Below are 21,548 nucleotides of genomic sequence, written 5' to 3' on the forward strand. Positions count from 1 at the left end.
TTTCTACCATTGACTGACACAACCACTAGCGGGTGATAAACGTGCTACGGACATAGCTCAGATCAAAATTTCATCCTTATAGAGCTGGTAGTCTTTGTTTATTCCCTCATCAATTGATGAACGACTATTGTACCTTTAAGAGTTAAGAGGCCAACCGCGATGGATATGACCCCTGCACAACGTCTGATTTTATCTAATCAATACCAATTAATGTGCCACCTCGATCCCTCTAACAGCGAAAAGTATCGTCGCTTACAAACCATTATTGAGCGCGGTTACAGCTTGCAAATGGCGGAAGTGATCAGCCAGTTCGAGGCATTATGTGAAACCCAATGCCGTGAAATCATTGATATCATGGAAATGCACCATGCCATGCAGGCCTCTTACAACCTCCTGGACGATGCCAACCAAGCCGCCTTATCACCACGCCGCGTTCAATTCTGGGGCTTCGATGCGGCGACCGAAGGCGCCTTAGTGCATTATGTCCGCTTTCTGGTTGATACGGAGGGGCTTTATCCGCAATTCGATCAAGGTGAGCATCGCTTTAACAGCCAAATGCCCATGTTGGACAAATACCGTCGCATGCTGGATGTATGGCGTGATTGCCCGCGCCAATTCCACTTAAGCTTAACCGAGATTGAGCAAATCCTCGCCGCCTAAACCGCAGAGAGCGACCCTCTCCATTGCCAGCCGCCCGCGAGGCGGCTTTTTATTTGCGCGTCTCGCGCTTGTCGAACGCCTCGCAAGCCCGTACCCTTAAGCCCATTGACGCTAACACACCGAACAACCATGATTTATCGATGCCCGCTGTGCCAACAGCCCCTGCAAGCCAGGTCTCGTGGCGCCTATTGCGCTAATAATCACCAATTTGACCGCGCCAAAGAAGGCTACCTCAATCTGCTTCCGGTGCAATTTAAACGCTCTAAAGATCCGGGCGACAACAAGGCCATGACCCAAGCGCGTCGGGCGTTTTTAAATGCCGGCCATTACGCCCCCATGCGCCAAGCGATGATTGACGCCCTCACCCAAGCGCTCGGTGGCGAGTACAAAACCATCTTGGATGTGGGCTGTGGTGAAGGTTACTACACCCATGCGATTGCCGATCAAACCGCAGCGCAACAGTGGTCTGTACACGGATTAGATATTGCCAAAGTGGCGGTGCGTTATGCGGCCAAATGGTATCCACAGTGTCAGTTCTCGGTCGCCTCTTCCCAGCGGCTGCCGTTTGCCGATAACAGCCTTGATGGTGTAGTACGCATTTATGCGCCCTGTAACGGTGAAGAGTTAGATCGTGTGATTAAGCCTGGCGGCGTGGTGGTGACGGTAACGCCAGGTCCACGTCATCTATTTCAGCTAAAAGCCGGTATCTATCAAGAGGTTCGCTTACACGAAACGCCACCTGAAGCCCTGCCAGGCTTCCAACTTGAAAGTGAGCACTCACTGCATTACTCGATGACATTAGCTGGCGAGCAAGCCCTCACGTTGCTGCAGATGACGCCCTTTGCTTGGCGTGCCTCAGATGAGTGGCGTAACACCTTAGCCAACAGCGAGGCCTTTGAGTGCGAAGCAGACTTCACCCTGCGCGTGTACCGCCATCACGCTGCGGAACAATCATAGCCAAGGAGACACCCCATGAAACAAGGTCGCGTATCGGTTCGTATTGTCAGCGCCTGGCTCGCCGCAGCCTGCATCGCACTCACCAGCTCGGCGCTCCATGCGAAAACCGATGCGCTTGCCACCTTGTTTGACTATCAAGTGACCCGCGCAGAGGGTGAGTCATTAAGCCTAACCCAAGTGGCCGCTCAAGTGGCAGATACCGATGTGGTGCTGATTGGCGAGTGGCACGGCCATCCGGGCGTACACCGCTTTCAGACTGAGCTACTCAGTCAGCTCGCCTCAGAGCATTCGGTTGCCCTGTCGATGGAGCAATTCAGTCGCGATGCGCAACCCGTCCTTGACCAATATCTTGCCGGCGAGATCGGCGAAGACACGTTAAAGCGGCAAGCCAAAGCCTGGGATAACTATGACGGCAGTTATCGGCCCTTGATTGAACTGGCCAAGCAACGCCAAATCGAGGTGATTGCTGCCAACGCCCCCAAGCGACTGGTGCGCTGTATTGGTCAGCAAGGCTTGTCGTACCTCGAAAGCCTTTCCGAGCAACAGCGTGGCTGGTTTGCCGACACCATCGATACCCAAGACTCCCCCTATAAGCGCAAGTTTAAGGCCAATATGCACCATGGCAGCGCCAGCCAAACAGACGCCCAATATGCGGCTCAGCTTGCGTGGGATGCCACGATGGCCGAAAGCATCGTCGAGTATCATGCTGCCCACCCCAACAGCCAAATTGTGCATATCGCCGGTCGATTTCACGTGGCGGAAGGGTTGGGAACCGCTTCGCAAATTCACGCCCGCGACCCTGAACTGCGCATCGCACTGATCACCGCGGTGAGCGACCAAACCATGCTAAGCGACGACGCACCCGACTTGCGCTTACACGTGCAGCCCATGCCACAGCGTTGGCTGTCGATGGATGAAATGCGTCAAGCGGTGAGCCAAATGAAAGGGCAAGGTGACACCCAGTGCAAGCGCGCCACCAATAGCTAGTGCTCACGCTTTCCCACATACACTTTCCCACATACACTTTCCCACAGACAAAAACGCCGACCAGCTGGTCGGCGTTTTTGTTATCGTTTCTTCTCGTTAGCGCTTCGATAGTCGATGGCCGATATCTACGCGATAGCGTCTACTCCGCTCACATGTTAGAACCAACGCTCCAAGGCGGCGCGATCAACTTTAAACGCGCGGCTTAACGCATGCGCGAGCTCTTTGTATTTTGGCTGGCTTTTAATCGGCTGCATCGCATGGCCTTCGCTAGTGATTTTTTGATGCAGCTCGCGATACCAACCTGCTAGCGCCGGCGGCAGAGGCGTATCACGACGCTTACCCAACCACCACAACCCTTGCACCGGCAAGCTCAACGCGAACAGGGCCACAATCACCGCTTGCGGTAGCCCTTGCACATTATTGGCCGACATCTGCAGCAATACACTGATTGCCGCCACTGCAGGCATGACTTTAATCGCGAAACGAGTCATGGTGATAACCCGGTTTTCGGGGAACACCGGTGCCAACTCCTTTCTCATTGGCCATTCCTGCATGTACTTCTGACCGTCTTGCAGGCAGCGCCAGATTGACTTGTTCGTTGTCATACCTACCTCACTTACTCAGTGTGACTCGACTCGCTGTCACTCAACTTTTACAATAAAAATTAAACAAACTGTTTAAAAACTTTCAAAATTAACCAGTATTGCTCAAAAAATTTTTGTTATCTGTATCAAGTCCCGCTATCCTTAGCGCACTTTATCATTGTTGCTCGGATTCGATTGTCTCGCAACCTAATCTGGTTGTACTCGACGGAGCGTTCATTTATCCAGGACGGATAAAGATGGTTCTTTCCCCGCGACAACGCATGAGATAATTCTTTTTTTAAAAAGGTAGTGTCTCTGTTTGTCCACTATCCTTTTTGTTCAATACACTTTGTCATACGAAACATAGGTAGTCATACATGTCCAAGCTGGTTCTCGTACTCAATTGCGGAAGCTCCTCTTTGAAGTTCGCCATTGTCGACGCTCAATCAGGCGATGAGCATCTTACCGGTCTAGCCGAATGCCTTCACCTTCCAGAAGCCCGCATTAAGTGGAAGATGGACGGTAAGCATGAAGCCCAACTCGGCGAAGGTGCCGCACACAATGAAGCCCTTAACTTCATTGTCGATACCATTCTTGCCTCTAAGCCTGAGCTTGCCGAGAACCTGGGTGCCATCGGCCACCGCGTTGTTCACGGTGGTGAGCACTTTACCCAGTCAGCATTAATTACGGACGATGTACTGAAAGGGATCCACGATGCAGCCAGCTTTGCACCGCTGCACAACCCTGCCCATATCGTAGGTATCGAAGCGGCGAAAAAAGCCTTCCCTGCGCTGAAAAACGTGGCAGTATTCGATACGGCATACCATCAAACGATGCCAGAAGAAGCCTACCTATATGCACTGCCTTATAATCTTTATAAAGAGCACGGCATCCGTCGCTATGGCATGCACGGCACGTCACACTACTTTATCGCTAACGCCGCCGCTGAGCAGCTTGGCAAGCCAGTAGAAGAAGTGAACATCATTAACTGCCACCTCGGTAACGGCGCGTCAGTTTGTGCGATTAAAAACGGTAAATCCGTCGACACCTCAATGGGTATGACCCCATTGGAAGGTCTGGTCATGGGCACCCGCTCTGGTGATTTAGATCCTGCAATTATCTTCCACCTGCACGATGCACTGGGTTACAGCGTTGAGCAAATCAACACCATGCTGACCAAAGAGTCTGGCCTGCAAGGCTTGACCGAAGTGACCTCTGACTGCCGCTTTGTCGAAGATAACTATGGCGAGAAAGAAGAAGCCACGCGCGCAATGAACGTGTTCTGTCACCGCCTTGCTAAATACGTAGCAAGCTACACCGCGACCCTAGACGGCCGTCTTGATGCGATTGTCTTCACCGGTGGTATCGGTGAGAACTCGGGTCCAATCCGTGAGCTCGTGCTTGAGCGCTTGTCGCTACTGGGTGTTGATGTCGACAAAGAGCGCAACCTGAAAGCGCGCTTTGGTGGCGAAGGCGTGATCACCACAGACGAAAGCCGTGTGCCAGCCATGGTGATTTCAACCAACGAAGAGTTGGTCATTGCGCAAGACACTGCGCGCCTAACTGGCCTGTAAGACCATTCCCAACGGCTGATTCTACTCAGCCGTTTTTATATTTGTGCCGGCCTGTCCGGCACGCCAATCAGATAGTAAGAGGAAGTCAACGTGTCCCGTACTATTATGCTAATTCCAATCGGCTCCGGCGTCGGTCTGACCAGTATCAGCCTCGGCGTAATGCGAGCGATGGAGCGTAAAGGCGTTCGCGTCTCATTTTTTAAACCCATTGCCCAGCCACATCACGGTAGCGACACCGATGTGACAGACCTGACGACAGAAATCATTCACGCCAACAGTGACATGAAAGTCGCCGAGTCGATGTCCATGAACCAGGCCGAAGATCTGCTGCGCTCCGATCAAGAAGACGTGCTGCTTGAAGAAGTGCTTGCACGCTTCACACGCGCCACCCAAAACACCGAAGTGGCGCTGGTTGAAGGCTTGGTCACCACGCGTAACCACCCGTTTGCCAACCAAATCAACTACGAGATCGCCAAGACGCTGGATGCAGAGATTGTCTTTGTCACCACACCAGGTACCGACAACCCAGCCCAGCTAAAAGAGCGTATCGAGTTTGCGTGCACCAACTTTGGTGGCAGCAAAAACGGCAATATCTCTGGCGTGATCATCAACAAGCTCAATGCGCCTGTGGATGATGCTGGCCGCACCCGCCCTGATCTGTCAGAAATCTTTGACGATGCAGACGGCGCGCGTCCAACTAACGTTGAAGTGATGCAGATCTTCAACTCGAGCCCAATCCGTGTACTGGGTTGTGTGCCGTGGAAAATCGACTTAATTGCCACCCGCGCCAGCGATATGGCCAAGCACTTGAATGCCACCATCATCAACGAAGGTGAAATTCACTCACGCCGTATCAAGAGCATTACTTTCTGCGCACGCTCTATTCCTAACATGGTTGAGCACTTCCGTCCTGGCTCACTGCTGGTGACCTCGGCAGACCGTCCAGACGTGATTGTCGCGGCCTGCTTGGCAGCGATGAACGGCGTAGAAATCGGTGCACTGCTGCTGACCGGTGGTTACTCTATCCCTGATCAGCTCAAAGCACTGTGTGATCGTGCCTTTGAAACGGGCCTACCGGTGTTCACCACCGCAGGTAACACCTGGCAAACCTCACTCAACCTGCAAAGCTTCAGCCTCGAAGTTCCGGCTGACGACAAAGAGCGCGTTGAGTTTGTGAACGACCATGTAGCCAGCCACATTGATGGTAACTGGATTGAGTCACTAAGCTCTGGCTCTAACCGCGAGCGTCGCCTCAGCCCACCGGCCTTCCGTTATCAGCTCACCGAGTTTGCGCGTAAAGCCGCCAAACGCATTGTGCTGCCAGAAGGTGACGAGCCACGCACCATCAAAGCCGCCGCTATCTGTGCCGAGCGTAAAATTGCTGAGTGTGTGCTTTTGGGTAACCCAGAAGAAATTAAACGTGTTGCCGATCAACAGGGCGTAACCCTGGGCGCAGGCGTTGAAATCATTGACCCAGTGAAAGCGCGTGACAAATATGTTGCCCGCTTGGTTGAGCTGCGTAAGAGCAAAGGCATCACCGAAGTGATTGCGCAAGAGCACCTGGAAGACACAGTGGTACTGGGTACCATGATGCTAGAAGCCAACGAAGTGGACGGTTTGGTTTCTGGTGCCGTGCACACCACGGCTAACACCATTCGCCCACCGCTGCAGATCATCAAGACAGCGCCGAACGCCTCTTTGGTGTCGTCGGTCTTCTTCATGCTGCTGCCTGAGCAAGTGCTGGTTTACGGTGACTGTGCGATCAACCCGGATCCAAACGCGGAACAACTGGCTGAAATTGCAATTCAATCCGCCGATTCTGCCGCAGCATTCGGTATTGAGCCGCGCGTGGCGATGATCTCTTACTCGACCGGTAGCTCAGGCAAAGGGGCTGACGTGGATAAAGTTCGCGAAGCGACCCGTCTTGCCAAAGAGAAGCGCCCTGATCTCGTGATTGATGGCCCACTGCAGTACGACGCAGCAATCATGGAAAACGTGGCTAAGTCGAAAGCACCGGATTCACCGGTTGCCGGTAAAGCGACCGTGTTTGTCTTCCCAGACTTGAACACAGGTAACACCACTTACAAAGCGGTACAACGTTCTGCTGAGCTGGTGTCTATCGGTCCAATGCTGCAAGGCATGCGCAAGCCGGTGAACGACTTGTCGCGTGGCGCACTGGTAGACGACATTGTTTACACAGTGGCCCTGACCGCTATCCAAGCGAAACAAGCGGAAGACAACGGCCAAGTGTAATTTTCACCACGCCCTGTCGGGATAAAACCAAAGCCAGCACCTGTTGCTGGCTTTTTTGCGTTTGCGTTCACAACGTGACATGCCAACGCGATCTAGCATGGCGTATCCATTCTGGTTTTGGAGTCGATGATGGCTAACGAATTCGATCCCGTCACACTACGGCATACCCTGCACCAAACCCCTGAGCTTTCTAATCACGAAGCCCTCACCGCCCGCACCATCGCCGCCCAATTGCGGCAATTTGGCTTTCACCCTGCCACTGATATCGGTGATCACGGGATCCTGGTTACCATTCAAGGCGCGGCACCAGGGCCCACCACCTTGCTACGTGCCGATTTCGATGCGCTGCCGATTGAAGAGCGTGGATCACAGGCTTACTGCTCCCAGCACCCAGGCGTGATGCATGCCTGTGGCCACGATGGTCATACCGCGGCGTTGCTGGCCGTCGCCGCCGAGCTTAGCCACATTCCGCCCGCTCGTGGCACTGTGCTGCTCGCCTTTCAGCCTGCCGAAGAAACCGGCGAAGGCGCAGCGCGTATGTGCGAGTCCCCCGAGATTGCCAACGTGCAGATTGATAACGTCTACGCCTTTCACAATCTCCCCGGCTTTAATCAGCATCAAATCGTGGTGCGCCCCGGCACCTTTGCCTGCGCATCAACCGGGGTCGCTATTGAGCTGTACGGAAAAACTTCTCATGCCGCCTACCCAGAGCGTGGGATCAGCCCCGCCAGTGCGATGACAGGCGTGATGCATACCCTGACACAACTGCCCGACGCCTACCCAGACGCCAACAGCCTCGTTACCTTGGTTCACGCCCAGTTAGGAGAGCCCGCCTACGGCGTCGCACCCGGCCAGGCGACCGTGATGGCTACCTTGCGCAGTGATGACAACGCCTGCTTTCACGCCATGAAGGCCGACTTAGTCGACAAAGTAAACACGCTCGCGGCTCGGGCAGGATTAACGGTCAATGTTAGCTGGCATGAACCCTTTATCGCGGCCGAGAACAGCACACACCATACGCAGCATGTGGTCAATGCCGCGCAGTCGTTAGGGTTAGCGGTTCACAGGCTCACCGAGCCCATGCGTTGGTCGGAAGATGTGGCCGAATTTCTTGCTCGTTGGCCAGGGGCGTTATTTGGCATTGGCAGCGGTGAGCATCATCCACAGCTGCACAACCCTGATTATGATTTCCCAGATGCGATTCTCCCCACCGCCAAAGCGCTCTTTACCGCGTTGGTCGCTGAGCATCACGGCTGCATCACAGGCTAATCACGTCCTACCCCAGCGCCAGCCAAACGCCAACACCCACCATCAAGGTGCCGGCGACCCGGTTGAGCAGTTGCACGTTGCCTCTTTGCTGCAAAAATCGACGCAACGTGCGACCACCGCTGGCGTAGAGCATCAAGCAGCTAAATTCAGTCAGCAGAATAATCAACACCAGCACACTTAACTGGCTAGGCAGCGCCAATTTAGGATTAATAAATGGCGGCAACAGCGAAATCATAAACGCCCAGCCTTTGGGGTTGGCAATTGCGGTGACAAACCCTTGGGTCGCTAATGACCACGCTGATGCTTCACTGGGGCTAGCGTCATCATCCTCAGGAATGGCCATTTTCCCGCGAGATCGCCACATTTGTACCCCAAGAAACGCCAGATAGGCACCACCGACGTATTTGAACACCTGAAAGATTGACGGATAGTTAAGCATCATTGCCGCCACCCCGATCACCGAGGCAATCGCTACTAGCCCCACGCCAATTAACTCACCCCACATCATATGCAGGCTACGCTTAACCCCGATGGTCATTCCCAGCGTCATCGAGAGGGTCATACACATCCCAGGTGTCACGGACACCAGAAAAAAGGTCGGGATGAACAAGGAAAGCATGGTGGTATCAATCAAAGCAGTTGGCATAAAGCGTAATCAGAACAAAGCACTACAGGGGCTTCTAGTAAACGCCCTTTATCGTTTGAGATCAAGCCTACTGTTGAGTTTATAACCAAGCGATTGGACTTATTGCCATTTAGACGTCCAGAAGTAAAAATATCCATTGACTTAATTTTGACTAACTCATAGCATCAATAACCAGAGCGACAGCAAGAATGTGGCACAAGCCGCTGAGTGAGTCTGCTGTGATCAAATTATTCGCCAAGGACATGTGATGATTGAGATAACCAACCTCAACAAGGTATTCGAACTCGGGGAACGCCGAATTCATGCCCTTAATAACATCAACTTATTTATTCCCAAGGGGAAAGTATTTGGTGTGATCGGTGCCTCCGGTGCAGGGAAAAGTACCCTGATCCGGATGGTTAACCTGCTCGAGCGCCCAACCAGCGGCTCAGTCAAAGTGGGTGGCACTAACCTCACTGCGCTACCCAGCCGCCAGTTGACCCAAGCGCGCCGTAAAATCGGGATGATTTTCCAACACTTTAATCTGCTCTCGTCACGCACCGTGTTCGACAACATCGCCCTGCCGCTTGAGCTAAGTGGCTCGAGCCGCGATGAGATTGAAACACGCGTGAGCGAACTGCTCGATCTGGTCGGCTTGGCCGATAAGCGTGATGTGTATCCTGCCAGCCTCAGTGGCGGACAAAAACAACGTGTCGCCATTGCCCGTGCATTGGCACCAAGCCCTAATGTCTTGCTTTGTGATGAAGCCACCAGCGCACTGGATCCCGCCACCACGCAATCCATTCTGTCGCTGCTGCAAACCATCAACCAAAAGCTCAACCTCACCATTTTGCTGATCACCCACGAAATGGACGTGGTCAAACGTATCTGTGACGACGTCGCTATTATTGGCGATGGCGAGCTCGTCGAGTCCGGTCCGGTGGGCGAGATTTTTGCGCACCCCAAATCCGACTTGGCCAAACAATTTATTCGTTCAACCCTCGACTTGTCAGTGCCGCATGATTTTGCCCAGCGCTTACAACAAGAATACTTCGAAGGCAGTTACCCCTTGGTGCGCCTCGAGTTTACCGGCGCAACGGTCGATGACCCATTAATCAGCCAGATCTCGCGTCTGTTTGATATCGACATCAGCATTTTAAGCTCAGATATCGACTACGCCGGCGGCGTGAAATTCGGCCTACTCCTTGCGGAAATCATGGGTCCAAAAGAGGCGGTTGAAAACGCCATCACTTACCTCAACAAGCACCATGTCAACACGGAGGTACTCGGCTATGTTGATTGATCAACTCACTCACTGGGTCAATGAAAACAGCGCCCTTATCAACTTGCTCCTCGAAGCCACTGGCCAAACCCTGTACATGGTGTTTGCCTCCGGGATCATGGGGTTTGTGATTGGCATCCCATTGGGCGTGCTACTGCATGTGACCAAACCCGGTGGTTTGCTGGGTCAGCCACAAGTTAACCAGGTGCTTGGCGCAATAGTGAACATTGGTCGCTCCATCCCCTTTATTATCTTGCTGGTGGCGATTATCCCCTTTACCCGCATGGTGGTTGGCACCTCAATCGGTACCGCAGCGGCGATTGTGCCGCTTACCGTCGGCGCGATTCCATTTATTGCCCGCTTGGTTGAAGGGGCGTTACTCGAGTTACCGGCTGGGCTAGAGGAAGCGGCCAAAGCGATGGGCGCGAACCCGCTCCAAATTATTTGTAAAGTGCTGATACCTGAAGCACTGCCGGGCATCATCAATGGCGCCACCATTACCTTGGTCACCTTGGTGAGCTACTCAGCCATGGCCGGTGCCGTCGGCGGTGGTGGCCTTGGGGATGTGGGCATCCGCTATGGCTATCAACGCTTTGATACCACCGTCATGCTGATCACCGTTGTGATGCTGGTGGTCTTAGTACAAGCGATTCAATCTTTTGGTGATTACTTGGTGCGACGCGCCGATCACCGCTAAATCAAACACAATAATGACGAATATGTTCCAAACAGGGAGACAGACAATGAAAACCACCATTAAAACGCTACTCGCCACCCTTGGCCTTGCCTCAACTTTGGTGCTGACTGGCTGCGGTGAGAAAGAACAAGCCGCAACCGATAATAACAGCATCACCGTGGGCGTGATGGCCGGCGAAGAGGCACAAGTAGCTGAACATGCGGTGAAAGAAGCGAAAAAGCTCGGTCTTGATGTAGAGCTAGTGACCTTTACCGATTACGTCTCGCCAAACGCGGCACTGGACGATGGTTCGGTCGACGTGAATGCTTTCCAGCATAAACCGTACTTAGACGCACAAATCAAAGACCGTGGTTATGAATTTGCGATTGCCGGCAACACCTTTGTGTATCCGATTGCAGCGTATTCTTACAAGCTAGATAGCGTCGAGGATCTACCAGAAGGCGGTAAAATTGCGGTACCAAACAACCCATCGAACCTGGGCCGTTCACTGGTATTGCTTGAGCAGCAAGGCATCATCAAGCTCAAAGAAGGTGCAGGCATCAACGCCACCAAACTGGATATCGTTGAGAACCCGAAAAACGTAGAAATCATCGAGCTAGAAACCCCACAACTGCCTCGCTCGTTAGAAGATGTAGACTTGGCTATCATCAACAACACCTTTGCCGCCGGCGTGGGCCTGACGCCAAACAAAGACGGCATCTTTGTTGAAGACAAAGAGTCACCCTACGTGAACCTGATTGTGGCGCGCAAAGACAACGTCGACGCTGAAAACGTCAAAACCTTCGTTAAAGCCTACCAAACCGACGCGGTTTACAACGCCGCGATGGAAATCTTTGACGGCGCCGTGGTAAAAGGCTGGTAAGCCACTACGCGTAACATACTGAAATGATTAAGCCCGTGCTGAAAAGCGCGGGCTTTTTTTAGTGGTGAGAGGTATCAAAATGTAACTCTCCCCAAAAAACAGACCCTACATACTTGAATAGGAGGGGTGCTGTTCATCTTATACAAGATTCTGGTATGTTGATTCCAACATTACGGCTTCAATGACTGGCATCACTGATTAAATACCCTACTATGCAAATACCCAACATCGATGTGACATCTCTTTATATTCTCAAGTACTTACTCGAGGAAAAGCATGTGTCCAATACCGCACTTCTACTTAATACCAGTCAATCATCTGTCAGCCGAGCACTACAAAAAATGCGGATTTTTTTCGATGACGAGCTCTTGGTGCGTACAAGTTTTGGCTTTGCCCTCACTCCCAAAGCCGAAGATATTAAGCAAGATATCTCTTCTTTAATCATTAATTTAGAGAAGCTTTCGCATAAGAACTCATTTGAACCTGAGAAGGTAGCAGGCACCGTTCGTTTTTACGGATTACAACCACAAATCAACACATTGATGCCAGACGTCGTTGCCGCTATTCGCGAGAGAGCGCCTAACCTCATTGTCAGCATAGACACCTCGCCACAGCAGCATTTTGAAAAGCTTGCTGCGGGTGATATCCACTTTTCTTTATCGTCACACGAGCCACCGACATCTGAGCAAAGTATTCACCGAAAAGCCGTTGCACAACGAGATTTTCGTTTACTGATGAACCGCAATCATCCCTTAGCAAATATGACATTGACGGCAGAAAACTTAAGTCAGTGCAATTTTGGACAAATTTCATTACAAGGTGAAAAGACACTATCGCTTGAGCACAAATTTATTGAGTTGGGGTTAGCGAATAAAAAGCGACGCCTCTCCACACCTATACAAATCACTAACTTCAGCTCTGCGCCAAACATTGCTGCTCAAACCGATATCATTTTCCATTTGCCTACCCCTTTTGCACAAGCAGCCTGTCACGACGAAAGGCTTATCACTCGAGAAGTCCCTGAACTCTTGCAGTTACATTTTTCGAAAGTCTATCTATGCTGGCACAAACGCTTTCACGATGACCCTATGTGTGTCTGGATCCGTGAGCTATTTGATGAGCTATTCGATAGCACTACTACTTACTCCTGACTCAAAGGACCATATTGCAAATAGCGCATAGTTGGTTTTTGTTCTACGAATAAGGTATTGATTGAAAGCATTTGCTAATGAGTATTTAATTGATAACGATTATTAATTACCAAACTGTTAGCTGCCCAATATGTTTAAAACCAATCCTTTTATTTATCGTTTTGCGGTAGGGTTAACCTCAACAATCCCGCTGGTTTCTTTGGCTGATACGCCACGCTCTGAGGCCTCGACGTCCAGTGAAACCATGGTTATTACCGCCACTGGTTATGAACAGTCCACCCTGTCAGCCCCTGCGTCTATTAGTGTGATAAATCGGTCTCAAATTGAAAACCGTGCCTACAAAGATATCACTGATGCTCTTCAAGACGTTCCAGGCGTGGTGATCACAAGTGGCGGTTCACGCCAAGAGATATCACTTCGCGGAATGCCGTCTGACTACACAGTGATTCTCGTTGACGGCCGTAAGCAGTCAGGACGAGAAACACAAGTCAGCGGCGGTGGTGGCTATGAGCAAGACTGGCTGCCCCCTCTAAACACCATAGAGCGAATTGAAGTGATACGCGGCCCGATGTCCACCCTCTACGGATCCGATGCCATTGGTGGAGTAATAAACATTATTACCCGCAAAGATAACACCGAATGGGCAGGCCAACTGCGTGCTGAATCCGTGCTGCAAGAAAATAATCAATCGGGTGATTATTATCAAGGCGAGCTGTCTTTACCTGGCCCACTAGTCAGCGATCGTCTCAGTGCCAATCTTTCAGCACGATACCAAGAGCGCATTGAAGATGACATTGCGTTCGCCAATGGTGGAAAAACACTCGAAAACTATCGCGCATCACTGCACTTTACTGCCACTGACGACGATACCATCAGTGTAGACTACACCCACCACGACCAAACACGGGAAAACACCGCCGGAAAGACAAGAACCCGCGATTCAGAAACCAACAATAACCGGCAATCTATCGGAATTGGACACGAAGCAAGCTACAGCGATATTAGCGGATCCTCCTATTTTAGTATGGAATCAGTCGAGAACGTGGGTCGCTCGTTAGAGGTAGAGAATACCCGAGCGAAAACGCAGTGGTCCAAAACGCTTAACCTTCATTATGTTTCGGTTGGTACCGACTTTGAGCGTGAAGTGCTCGACAACGGTAGTTTCGAGTTTCGCAATGCACAATGGTCTGTCTTTGCCGAGGATGAGTGGTACGTCAGCGATAATATTGCTCTCACCTTAGGGCTTCGTTACGACAACAATGAACAATTCGGCTCCCATCTTAGTCCTCGGGTTTACGCAGTATGGTCTCCCAGCGCCACCTGGGCGATAAAAGGGGGGGTATCGACAGGCTACCGCGCGCCCAGCCTGACCGAAATGGAAGAAGACTGGGTACAAGAAAGCTGTAATGGACGATGCGACCTATATGGCAACGCTGACCTCAAACCGGAATCCTCAGTCAATACCGAGCTTGGTCTGTACTATGAAGATATAGACATGTTAAGTACCAGCGTCACTGTTTTTTATAACGACTTTGAAGACAAAATTGACCGCGTTAACCTTGATCCAAACTGCACCGCGCGTGCCTGTGACGCCACCTATGCCAATATCGAGGAAGCCATCACTTATGGCAGTGAAGCGTCGGTCAAAAAAGCACTGACAAAAAGTCTGGATGTAACCGCGACCTACACCTACACACGCTCAGAAAAACGCGCTGGTGAAGAAAAAGGTCAGCCATTAACTCAGGTCCCTACCCACTTGGTCGCGCTCAACTCTGATTGGGCTATTCAAGATGACATTGGCTCATGGCTACGCGTTTCCTATCGTAGTGAAGAATCCGATCCGATTAGTATCGATTCAAGAAGTCAGACCGCGCCATCCGTTACTTATGTTGACTTTGGCACCAATTGGCAGCTCAACCGCCATTTCAAACTGATGGCCGGCATCTATAACCTTTTAGGCAAGCAAACCACTTACGATGAATATGGCTACGTTGAAGATGGCCGTCGTTATTGGTTGGCAGTTGAAACATCATTCTAATACGAGCAATAAATATGAAATTACTCATAAAGTTTTTATCTCTTTCTCTAATTTGTATGTCTTCAGTAAATGCCAGCGAGAGTCATGTAATGCATAAGGATATTGCTTATAAACAGGTCGAAGGGAAAGCAATTGGCTTGGATCTCTACACACCCAGCGCTCAAGCTGATCAACCATACCCGCTCTTGGTTTGGGTACATGGCGGTGCATGGAAACGAGGGAGCAAAGATGCCATCCCAACCAAAAATCCAACATTACTCAATGCTGTGTTAGAAAAAGGCTATGCATTGGCTGCTGTCAATTACCGCCTAAGCGGTGAGGCGATATTCCCCGCCCCTTTAACGGACATCAATGATGCGCTTAATTATCTCCATGATCATGCAAATCAATATCATATTAGAGCGGATGAATTAGCGATGATGGGCCGTTCAGCCGGGGGGCATTTAGCCGGGTTAGTGGGAGCCACCAACTCACATAGCAATATCGCTTTTTATACCTCCAATCCTAAATATAGAGTGAAAGCAGTGGTCAGTTTCTTTGGTCCCACAGACTTGATGGCATTGGGCAAGAAACATGGCAAAAAAGCGAGCAAGCGATCATCTGTCGCGCGCTTTTTAGGTGATATACCGAGCAACATACCGGATATTGCACAACGCGCGTCGACCACTCACTACATCAACTCAAATACGCCCCCTTTTATCCAGCTTCATGGTGCAGAAGACAAGCGTGTTCCAGTGTCACAAAGCCAACTGCTTCAATCTAAACTCGACGACTATGGCATTGATAATCAGCTATTTATTGAGCAAGGTGTTGGACACAGCGCGGCTGTGTTTGATACCGATAAATACGTGCCACATGTGATGGCATTCCTTGAACAGCACTTCCCGGCGCAGCGTTAAAGTGAATGTATAAAAACCGTATGCAATCGTGTGGGCTGTTTCGACTAAGGAAATCGGCACAAGATTCAGTAAAATAAGACGGTATCTTTGTTGAAGACAAAGAATCGCCTTATGTGAACCTGATTGTGGCGCGCAAAGACAACGTCGACGCTGAAAACGTCAAAACCTTCGTTAAAGCCTACCAAACTGATGCGGTTTACAACGCCGCGATGGAAATCTTTGACGGCGCCGTGGTAAAAGGTTGGTAAGACGCTAAGCACAACACATTGAAATGATTAAGCCCGTACTGAAAAGTGCGGGCTTTGTTTTTAATGGTGGCGTTAGAGCTCCCGGTAATCCCCCTCACCGCTCAACACATTCAGCATTACTTGACCCCCATAGCAGCGGCCAGTCATCATACCCTCCCTATTTTTACGCTTGGTGTGCGGTCATGCGTCTTGAATACACAGGCCCGATGCCAGAATGTATCGGCTTTCTTTTACTGCCCCGCTTCTCGATGATGGCCTTTTTCTCTGCCGTCGAGCCACTGCGTATTGCCAACCAAATCAGTGGCAAGCAGCTATTTGATTGGCAAATGATCAGTGAAGATGGCAAACCGGTGAAGGCGTCTAACGGCATGTCATTGCTGGCGGATAAAGCGATTGATGCGGTGCATGACCTGCCCTCGCTGGCTGTGTGTAGTGGCTTTGATCCTGAAGCCTATTTAAGTCGCCCCTTAATGCGCTGGCTGCACCGGCTTGATGCGGCGGGGTGCGCGCTCGGCGGCCTCGATACCGGCTGCTTTTTGCTGGCCGCTGCCGACTTGCTCAAGGGTGAGCGGGTCACCTTACATTGGGAAAGCCTGCCCTCGTTTCAAGAGCGCTTTCCGGAAGTCAGGACCTCAGATGAGCTGTTTGAGCTGGGACCGCGGCGTTTTTCATGCGCAGGGGGCGCAGCGGCGATGGACATGGCGCTGGATGTAATTGCGCGTCGTCACGGCACCCAGTTAGCGATCGACGTCTCTGAGCAGCTAGTGCACGAGCGCATTCGTACCCGACGCGATCAACAGCGAATGACACTCGCCCGCCGTTTAGGCACCCATCGTCGGCGCCTGGTCGAAGCGGTGGATGTGATGGAACGCCATATAGAATCCCCCCTGCCTTTATCGGAGGTGGCTCAGCGCAGTGGTATTTCACTTCGTCATTTGCAACGGCTTTTTGACAGCGAGCTGAACCAGTCACCACGAAGCTGGTATTTGGGGTTACGGCTAGAGCGTGCCCATTATTTGCTAAAAGAAACCGATCTTGATGTATTATCCGTGGGGTTGGCGTGTGGCTTTAGCTCAAACTCGAGTTTTTCCCGCGCGTTTCGCACCCACTACGGTGTGTCACCGCGACAGATGCGCAAAGCCCAAAGCCAGTAAAAGAAGAAAAACAAGATAGATAAAAGCCGCTCACCCCGCCACCTTAATCGGCAACGGAATGAGCAGCTTGTCTCGCGTTTAGCGCGTCTCGGAGCGACGCCCTAAACCGCTATTTTTTCGCGGCCAGCTATTTTTGGCGGCTAGCTTTTTTAGCCGCCACTAGCGAGCGGCGCGATTCACCAAACAGTGAGATCAGCACCCCGGCGGTCATCACCAGGATCACCACGCTCAGTGGCAAGGCGGCGGCGATCAACGCCGTCTGTAGCGCCTTAAGGCCACCGGCCATCAGCAGCGTCGCCGCCACCAAGCCAATCACCACGCCCCAAATAATACGGAAACGCCGCGGTGGTTCTTCGTCACCCAGTGATAAGATGGTTGTCAGCACCAAGGTGCCCGAGTCCGACGAGGTCACAAACCAGCTCATCAGCAAGAACACCATCAGAGCCGAGAGTATCCAGCCGAACATCCCGGTGCCGACAATGCCATCAGCTGCCGCAAATAAGGCCGCTGGCAGCTCCCAAGCATTAACCAAGTCGATAATGCCAGCACTGCCCACACCACCACTGGCATACAGCTCTTGATAAATCGCATTGCCGCCAAAAATCACCAACCAGACAAAGATCAGCAAGGTAGGCACAAACAACACGCCCAGCACGAACTCACGCAGGGTGCGCCCTTTGGAAATACGCGCAATAAACAACCCTACAAACGGCGCCCAGGCAAGCCACCAGCCCCAATAGAAAATGGTCCAGGCCTGCTGCCAATCTACCGTACCCGGCTCATCAGCAAACCACAGCCCCATGGGGATAAAGTTAATCGCATAGTCGAGTAAGGTTTCACCAAACGCGCCGAACAACCACAGTGTGGGGCCACCAATTAAAAAGACGCCAACGACAAACACCGACACCCAAATATTCATCTGCGAGATAATACGGATCCCGCGGCGCACACCAGAGACCGCCGAGACAATCGAGATAAACGAAATTACCGCAATCAACACCAGTTGGGTCGATAAGCCAGAGGCGATACCCATCAAGCGCTCCAGCCCCACGGCCATTTGACTCACGCCAAGCCCGAGTGAAGTCGCCACGCCAAACACGCAACCCAGCACCCCGAGGATGTCAAACAGATGGCCCCAGGCGCCGAAAATACGATCGCCGATAAAAGGATAAAGCGCCGAGCGCAGGGCCAAAGGCAGTTGCTTACGGTAGGCAAAATACGCCAGCGACATACCGACAATCACATAGATGGCCCAGCCATGCAGCCCCCAGTGGAACACGGTGACCCGCAGCGCATCGATGGCGCGCTCATAGCCAATGGTCGCCGCGCCCGCCATGTCGGCGTGGGGATTGTTGGGATAACCAAATCCACCGGTGTTATCGAGATAAAAGATGGGTTCGGCCACCCCAAAAAACAGGATGCCGATACCAATGCCGGCAGAGAACAGCATCGAGAACCAGGAGAAATTACTAAACTCTGGACGACTGTCGTCAGGGCCAAGACGCACGTTGCCGTACTTGCTGAAAACGATAAAACCGCACACGGTCAATAACAGCATCACGGTGACCAGGTAATAGCCACTAAAGGTACTTTCAATCCAGGTGCGCGTGGTGCCAAACAAGACACTAGCCGTCTCTGACTCAAAGCCGGTGAACAATACAAATGCCAGTACCAATACGGCTGAACAAATGGTCATGCCACGATGCATGCCTTGGAAGAAGCCACCTTGCGCAAGCTCGGTGACCATATAATCGGTCGAGGTAGCAGCCTGCTGGCTGTCACCGCGCTGGGGTGAGTTTGGGGGTGTTGAAGTAGCGATAATGATTCCTCCTTGAGCCGGAAGTCGGGCCGGCGATCCCGTTATCCGCCCAGGCTCTGCTGGGCGGGACCTCATGATGGCTCACCATCTCGGTGACGACGCGCTCACTGCCTACTGGGTAGACCGATGCGACGCCCCGCAAGCTGGGGCCACTCATTGTCGGATGCGGCAGGCAGCCGCTCAATCAAGCTGGCGACAGCATCCGGAAACGGCGCGGGGCGACCGGTTTGCGTATCGATGCCCATCAGCATCTGCTCGCTGGTGGCCAGCACCTCACCTTGGCTATCACACATTTGCATAAACACGTGCAGGCGCTTTTGATCCCGCGCTAACACAGTCACGTCGACCACCAAGGTCTGGCCTTGATGCGCCTCACGTCGATAACACAAATGGGTTTCTAGGGTATAAATGGTATAGCCATGCTGGGTGCGGCCGGCGTCATCCAAGCCAATGGTGGCCATTAACGCATCGACACCCAGCGAGAACACACGCGCGTACTCGGCATCATTCATGTGCCCGTTATAATCGACCCATTCGGGGGCGACGTCTATCGTTAACAGTGCCATTAGATGCGCCCTTCCAAACCTTCAGCCTCTGGCCAGTACTTCTGCGCCAAGTCTAAAAGCTCGACCAAAAACGCATCACGGCGACGGTCTAGCTCAGAGACCGGACGACCCGCGGCTTGGTGTTCACAGCCTTCGACCACTTTATCAATCAGATCATCGGTCAGCTCAGGCGCTTCCAGCTTGGTCCACGGAAGTTTTAGCGCCGGGCCGAACTGCTCTAGCATATGGCGCATGCCCTGCTCGCCACCGGCCAGGTGGAAGGTTAAGAAGGTGCCCATCAGCGACCAGCGCAGGCCACAGCCATAAACCACTGCCGCATCAATCTCTTCAGTCGTGGCCACCCCGTCATTAACCAGGTGCAAGGCTTCACGCCACAGCGCTTCCATCAAGCGGTCTGCAATATGCCCCTCGATTTCACGCTTAACCACCAAGGGACGCATTGCCAGCGCTTGGTATAGTGCATGGGCGCAGTCAATATGATCCGGTTGGGTGGCCTCGCCGCCCACTAATTCAACCAACGGCAATAAATACACCGGATTGAATGGATGCGCTACCATCACCCGCCCTGGGTGGTTATGGCAATCCGTCTGCAGCTCGGTGGGTTTAAAGCCAGAGGTCGATGAGCCAATAATCGCGCTTGGCGCCGCGGCCGCATCAATTGCCGCCAAGGTCTCGCGCTTAACATCTATGCGCTCCGGCACGTTCTCTTGAACCAGATCGGCCTCTTTCACCGCCTGCTCAAGGCTATCAACAAAGGTTAACCGAGCAGGATCCGCGCCTTCGGCAAGGCCCAGTTTTTCTAACGATGGCCAGGCATTGGTCACAAAGGCACGGGTGCGAGTGGGCGCTTGTGGGTCAGGGTCATAGGCAATCACGTCCCAGCCCTGCGCCAAGGCACGCGCAATCCAACCATTACCAATCACACCGGTGCCGATGACCGCTAACTGCTTGCTCATTGCTCACCTCCTTCAACCGGCTTACCCGTCTTAGGATCAACCAGTTTCAGCGCAGCGCGCGTTTGTGCGGGTGTCATAATGCGACCGCCAAGGTTTTCAATAATGGTGCTCGCCTTTTCTACCAAGCCGCCGTTGGTCGCCATCACCCCTTTTTCTAAATAGAGGTTATCTTCCAAGCCCACGCGCGCATGGCCACCTAGCAACATGGCTTGCGCCACCATCGGCATCTGATGGCGACCAATTCCAAACGCCGCCCAGTTGGCGTTTTCAGGCAGCTTATTGCGCATGGCCAACATGGTTTCGGTGTCCGCTTCCGCGCCCCAAGGAATGCCTAAGCAAAGCTGAAACAACGGATCGCCCTCGAGCAAACCTTCTTTTTGTAGCTGGCGGGCAAACCAAACGTGACCTAAGTCAAAGCACTCCAGCTCGGCTTTCACGCCCGCTGCCTGCACCATACGTGCTTGCTCACGTAGCCAGTCAGCGGTGTTGATGTACACCATGTCGCCAAAATTCAGGCTGCCGCAATCTAAGGTACAAAGCTCAGGCAAGAGCTCGCCCACTGGCGCATGGCGCTCGGCTGGGGTTTGCATATCGGTGCCCGGCCCACCACGGCTTGGGTCTTGGGCATCCGGCACCCAATCCCCGCCACCACCGCCGGTGATGTTCATGACAATATCGACGTCTGATTCGCGAACACGCTCCATCACCCCACGGAAGTGATCAATGTTGTGGCTAATGCCGCCCGTTTCAGGGTCACGCACGTGAATATGAGCGACACTGGCACCAGCACGCGCCGCCTCAATACAGTTATCGGCAATCTGTTTTGGCGTGATTGGCACATTGGGGTTTTTGCCCGTGGTATCGCCCGCACCGGTAACGGCGCAGGTAAGAATGACGCTGCGATTCATGTTCGGCCTCTTGTCGCTTGATTAAACTGGCCACAGTGTGTCGGGAATACAGCGTCAAA

19 protein-coding genes and 1 pseudogene are annotated in these 21,548 nt (G+C 52.4%); 14 read left to right on the forward strand and 6 right to left on the reverse strand.

From position 1 onward, the window contains the following. The first annotated feature begins 159 nt into the window (after positions 1-159). The 3 genes from WN56_RS03650 to WN56_RS03660 all read left to right on the forward strand — a co-directional run bounded on the left by WN56_RS03650 (position 160) and on the right by WN56_RS03660 (position 2,604). Positions 160-660, forward strand: coding sequence for a YfbU family protein (locus WN56_RS03650; RefSeq protein WP_046073655.1), 501 nt, complete (start codon positions 160-162; stop codon positions 658-660). Positions 661-789: 129 nt separating this feature from the next. Then, positions 790-1,617, forward strand: a complete 828-nt coding sequence (rlmA, locus tag WN56_RS03655; protein ID WP_046073656.1) for a 23S rRNA (guanine(745)-N(1))-methyltransferase — start codon at positions 790-792, stop codon at positions 1,615-1,617. A 15-nt stretch (positions 1,618-1,632) separates the two neighbouring features. Next, complete coding sequence (locus tag WN56_RS03660) at positions 1,633-2,604, forward strand: ChaN family lipoprotein (RefSeq protein WP_046073657.1); 972 nt, start codon at positions 1,633-1,635, stop codon at positions 2,602-2,604. 155 nt (positions 2,605-2,759) lie between these two features. On the opposite strand, the gene yfbV is transcribed toward WN56_RS03660, so the two are convergent. Further along, the gene (yfbV, locus tag WN56_RS03665; protein ID WP_046073658.1) at positions 2,760-3,209 is read right to left on the reverse strand and encodes a terminus macrodomain insulation protein YfbV; all 450 of its coding nucleotides are present in this window, start codon (positions 3,207-3,209) and stop codon (positions 2,760-2,762) included. Positions 3,210-3,565: 356 nt separating this feature from the next. Here yfbV and WN56_RS03670 point away from each other — a divergent pair, with 356 nt between their 5' ends. From WN56_RS03670 to WN56_RS03680, 3 genes are all read left to right on the forward strand, one after another. Then, positions 3,566-4,762 carry an acetate kinase gene (locus WN56_RS03670; protein WP_046073659.1) on the forward strand — a complete coding sequence of 399 codons (1,197 nt, stop codon included), beginning with the start codon at positions 3,566-3,568 and terminating at the stop codon, positions 4,760-4,762. A gap of 105 nt (positions 4,763-4,867) precedes the next feature. Continuing rightward, positions 4,868-7,015: a phosphate acetyltransferase gene (gene pta / locus WN56_RS03675; protein ID WP_046073660.1), complete on the forward strand. Its 2,148-nt coding sequence runs from the start codon at positions 4,868-4,870 to the stop codon at positions 7,013-7,015. Between the two features lie 126 nt (positions 7,016-7,141). Continuing rightward, positions 7,142-8,284: an amidohydrolase gene (locus WN56_RS03680; RefSeq protein ID WP_052708008.1), complete on the forward strand. Its 1,143-nt coding sequence runs from the start codon at positions 7,142-7,144 to the stop codon at positions 8,282-8,284. A 7-nt stretch (positions 8,285-8,291) separates the two neighbouring features. Here WN56_RS03680 and WN56_RS03685 read toward each other — a convergent pair whose 3' ends face one another. Then, complete coding sequence (locus WN56_RS03685) at positions 8,292-8,930, reverse strand: LysE family translocator (RefSeq protein WP_046073662.1); 639 nt, start codon at positions 8,928-8,930, stop codon at positions 8,292-8,294. A 247-nt stretch (positions 8,931-9,177) separates the two neighbouring features. Here WN56_RS03685 and metN point away from each other — a divergent pair, with 247 nt between their 5' ends. The 8 genes and pseudogenes from metN to WN56_RS03720 all read left to right on the forward strand — a co-directional run bounded on the left by metN (position 9,178) and on the right by WN56_RS03720 (position 17,240). After that, on the forward strand, positions 9,178-10,212 hold the full coding sequence (gene metN, locus WN56_RS03690; RefSeq protein WP_046073663.1) for a methionine ABC transporter ATP-binding protein MetN: 1,035 nt from the start codon (positions 9,178-9,180) through the stop codon (positions 10,210-10,212). Further along, a complete protein-coding gene (locus tag WN56_RS03695) occupies positions 10,202-10,888 on the forward strand; it encodes a methionine ABC transporter permease (RefSeq protein ID WP_046073664.1) in 687 nt (228 codons plus the stop codon). Before metN ends, WN56_RS03695 begins: the two co-directional genes overlap by 11 nt. Positions 10,889-10,934: 46 nt before the next feature. Next, positions 10,935-11,750 carry a methionine ABC transporter substrate-binding lipoprotein MetQ gene (metQ, locus tag WN56_RS03700; protein ID WP_046073665.1) on the forward strand — a complete coding sequence of 272 codons (816 nt, stop codon included), beginning with the start codon at positions 10,935-10,937 and terminating at the stop codon, positions 11,748-11,750. Between the two features lie 212 nt (positions 11,751-11,962). Beyond that, the gene (locus tag WN56_RS03705) at positions 11,963-12,901 is read left to right on the forward strand and encodes a LysR family transcriptional regulator (RefSeq protein WP_046073666.1); all 939 of its coding nucleotides are present in this window, start codon (positions 11,963-11,965) and stop codon (positions 12,899-12,901) included. Between the two features lie 130 nt (positions 12,902-13,031). Beyond that, on the forward strand, positions 13,032-14,939 hold the full coding sequence (locus tag WN56_RS03710; protein ID WP_046073667.1) for a TonB-dependent receptor domain-containing protein: 1,908 nt from the start codon (positions 13,032-13,034) through the stop codon (positions 14,937-14,939). Between the two features lie 14 nt (positions 14,940-14,953). Further along, positions 14,954-15,838, forward strand: coding sequence for an alpha/beta hydrolase (locus WN56_RS03715; protein WP_046073668.1), 885 nt, complete (start codon positions 14,954-14,956; stop codon positions 15,836-15,838). Between the two features lie 77 nt (positions 15,839-15,915). After that, positions 15,916-16,086, forward strand: a pseudogene (locus WN56_RS16715) (MetQ/NlpA family ABC transporter substrate-binding protein); the annotation flags it as partial. A gap of 182 nt (positions 16,087-16,268) precedes the next feature. Further along, on the forward strand, positions 16,269-17,240 hold the full coding sequence (locus WN56_RS03720) for a GlxA family transcriptional regulator (RefSeq protein ID WP_046073669.1): 972 nt from the start codon (positions 16,269-16,271) through the stop codon (positions 17,238-17,240). Positions 17,241-17,367: 127 nt separating this feature from the next. Here WN56_RS03720 and WN56_RS03725 read toward each other — a convergent pair whose 3' ends face one another. From WN56_RS03725 to WN56_RS03740, 4 genes are read right to left on the reverse strand one after another with little or no spacing between them, the layout of a single operon-like run. Continuing rightward, positions 17,368-19,134, reverse strand: a complete 1,767-nt coding sequence (locus tag WN56_RS03725) for a BCCT family transporter (RefSeq protein ID WP_082084414.1) — start codon at positions 19,132-19,134, stop codon at positions 17,368-17,370. Between the two features lie 29 nt (positions 19,135-19,163). Then, a complete protein-coding gene (locus WN56_RS03730; protein ID WP_046073671.1) occupies positions 19,164-19,625 on the reverse strand; it encodes a thioesterase family protein in 462 nt (153 codons plus the stop codon). Next, the gene (locus tag WN56_RS03735; RefSeq protein ID WP_046073672.1) at positions 19,625-20,581 is read right to left on the reverse strand and encodes an L-carnitine dehydrogenase; all 957 of its coding nucleotides are present in this window, start codon (positions 20,579-20,581) and stop codon (positions 19,625-19,627) included. The genes WN56_RS03730 and WN56_RS03735 overlap by 1 nt, the downstream gene beginning before the upstream one ends. Next, complete coding sequence (locus WN56_RS03740) at positions 20,578-21,489, reverse strand: 3-keto-5-aminohexanoate cleavage protein (protein ID WP_046073673.1); 912 nt, start codon at positions 21,487-21,489, stop codon at positions 20,578-20,580. Before WN56_RS03740 ends, WN56_RS03735 begins: the two co-directional genes overlap by 4 nt. Between the last annotated feature and the right edge of the window lie 59 nt (positions 21,490-21,548).

The sequence above is a fragment of the Salinivibrio sp. KP-1 genome, assembly GCF_000968645.1.
GTDB lineage: Bacteria > Pseudomonadota > Gammaproteobacteria > Enterobacterales > Vibrionaceae > Salinivibrio > Salinivibrio siamensis.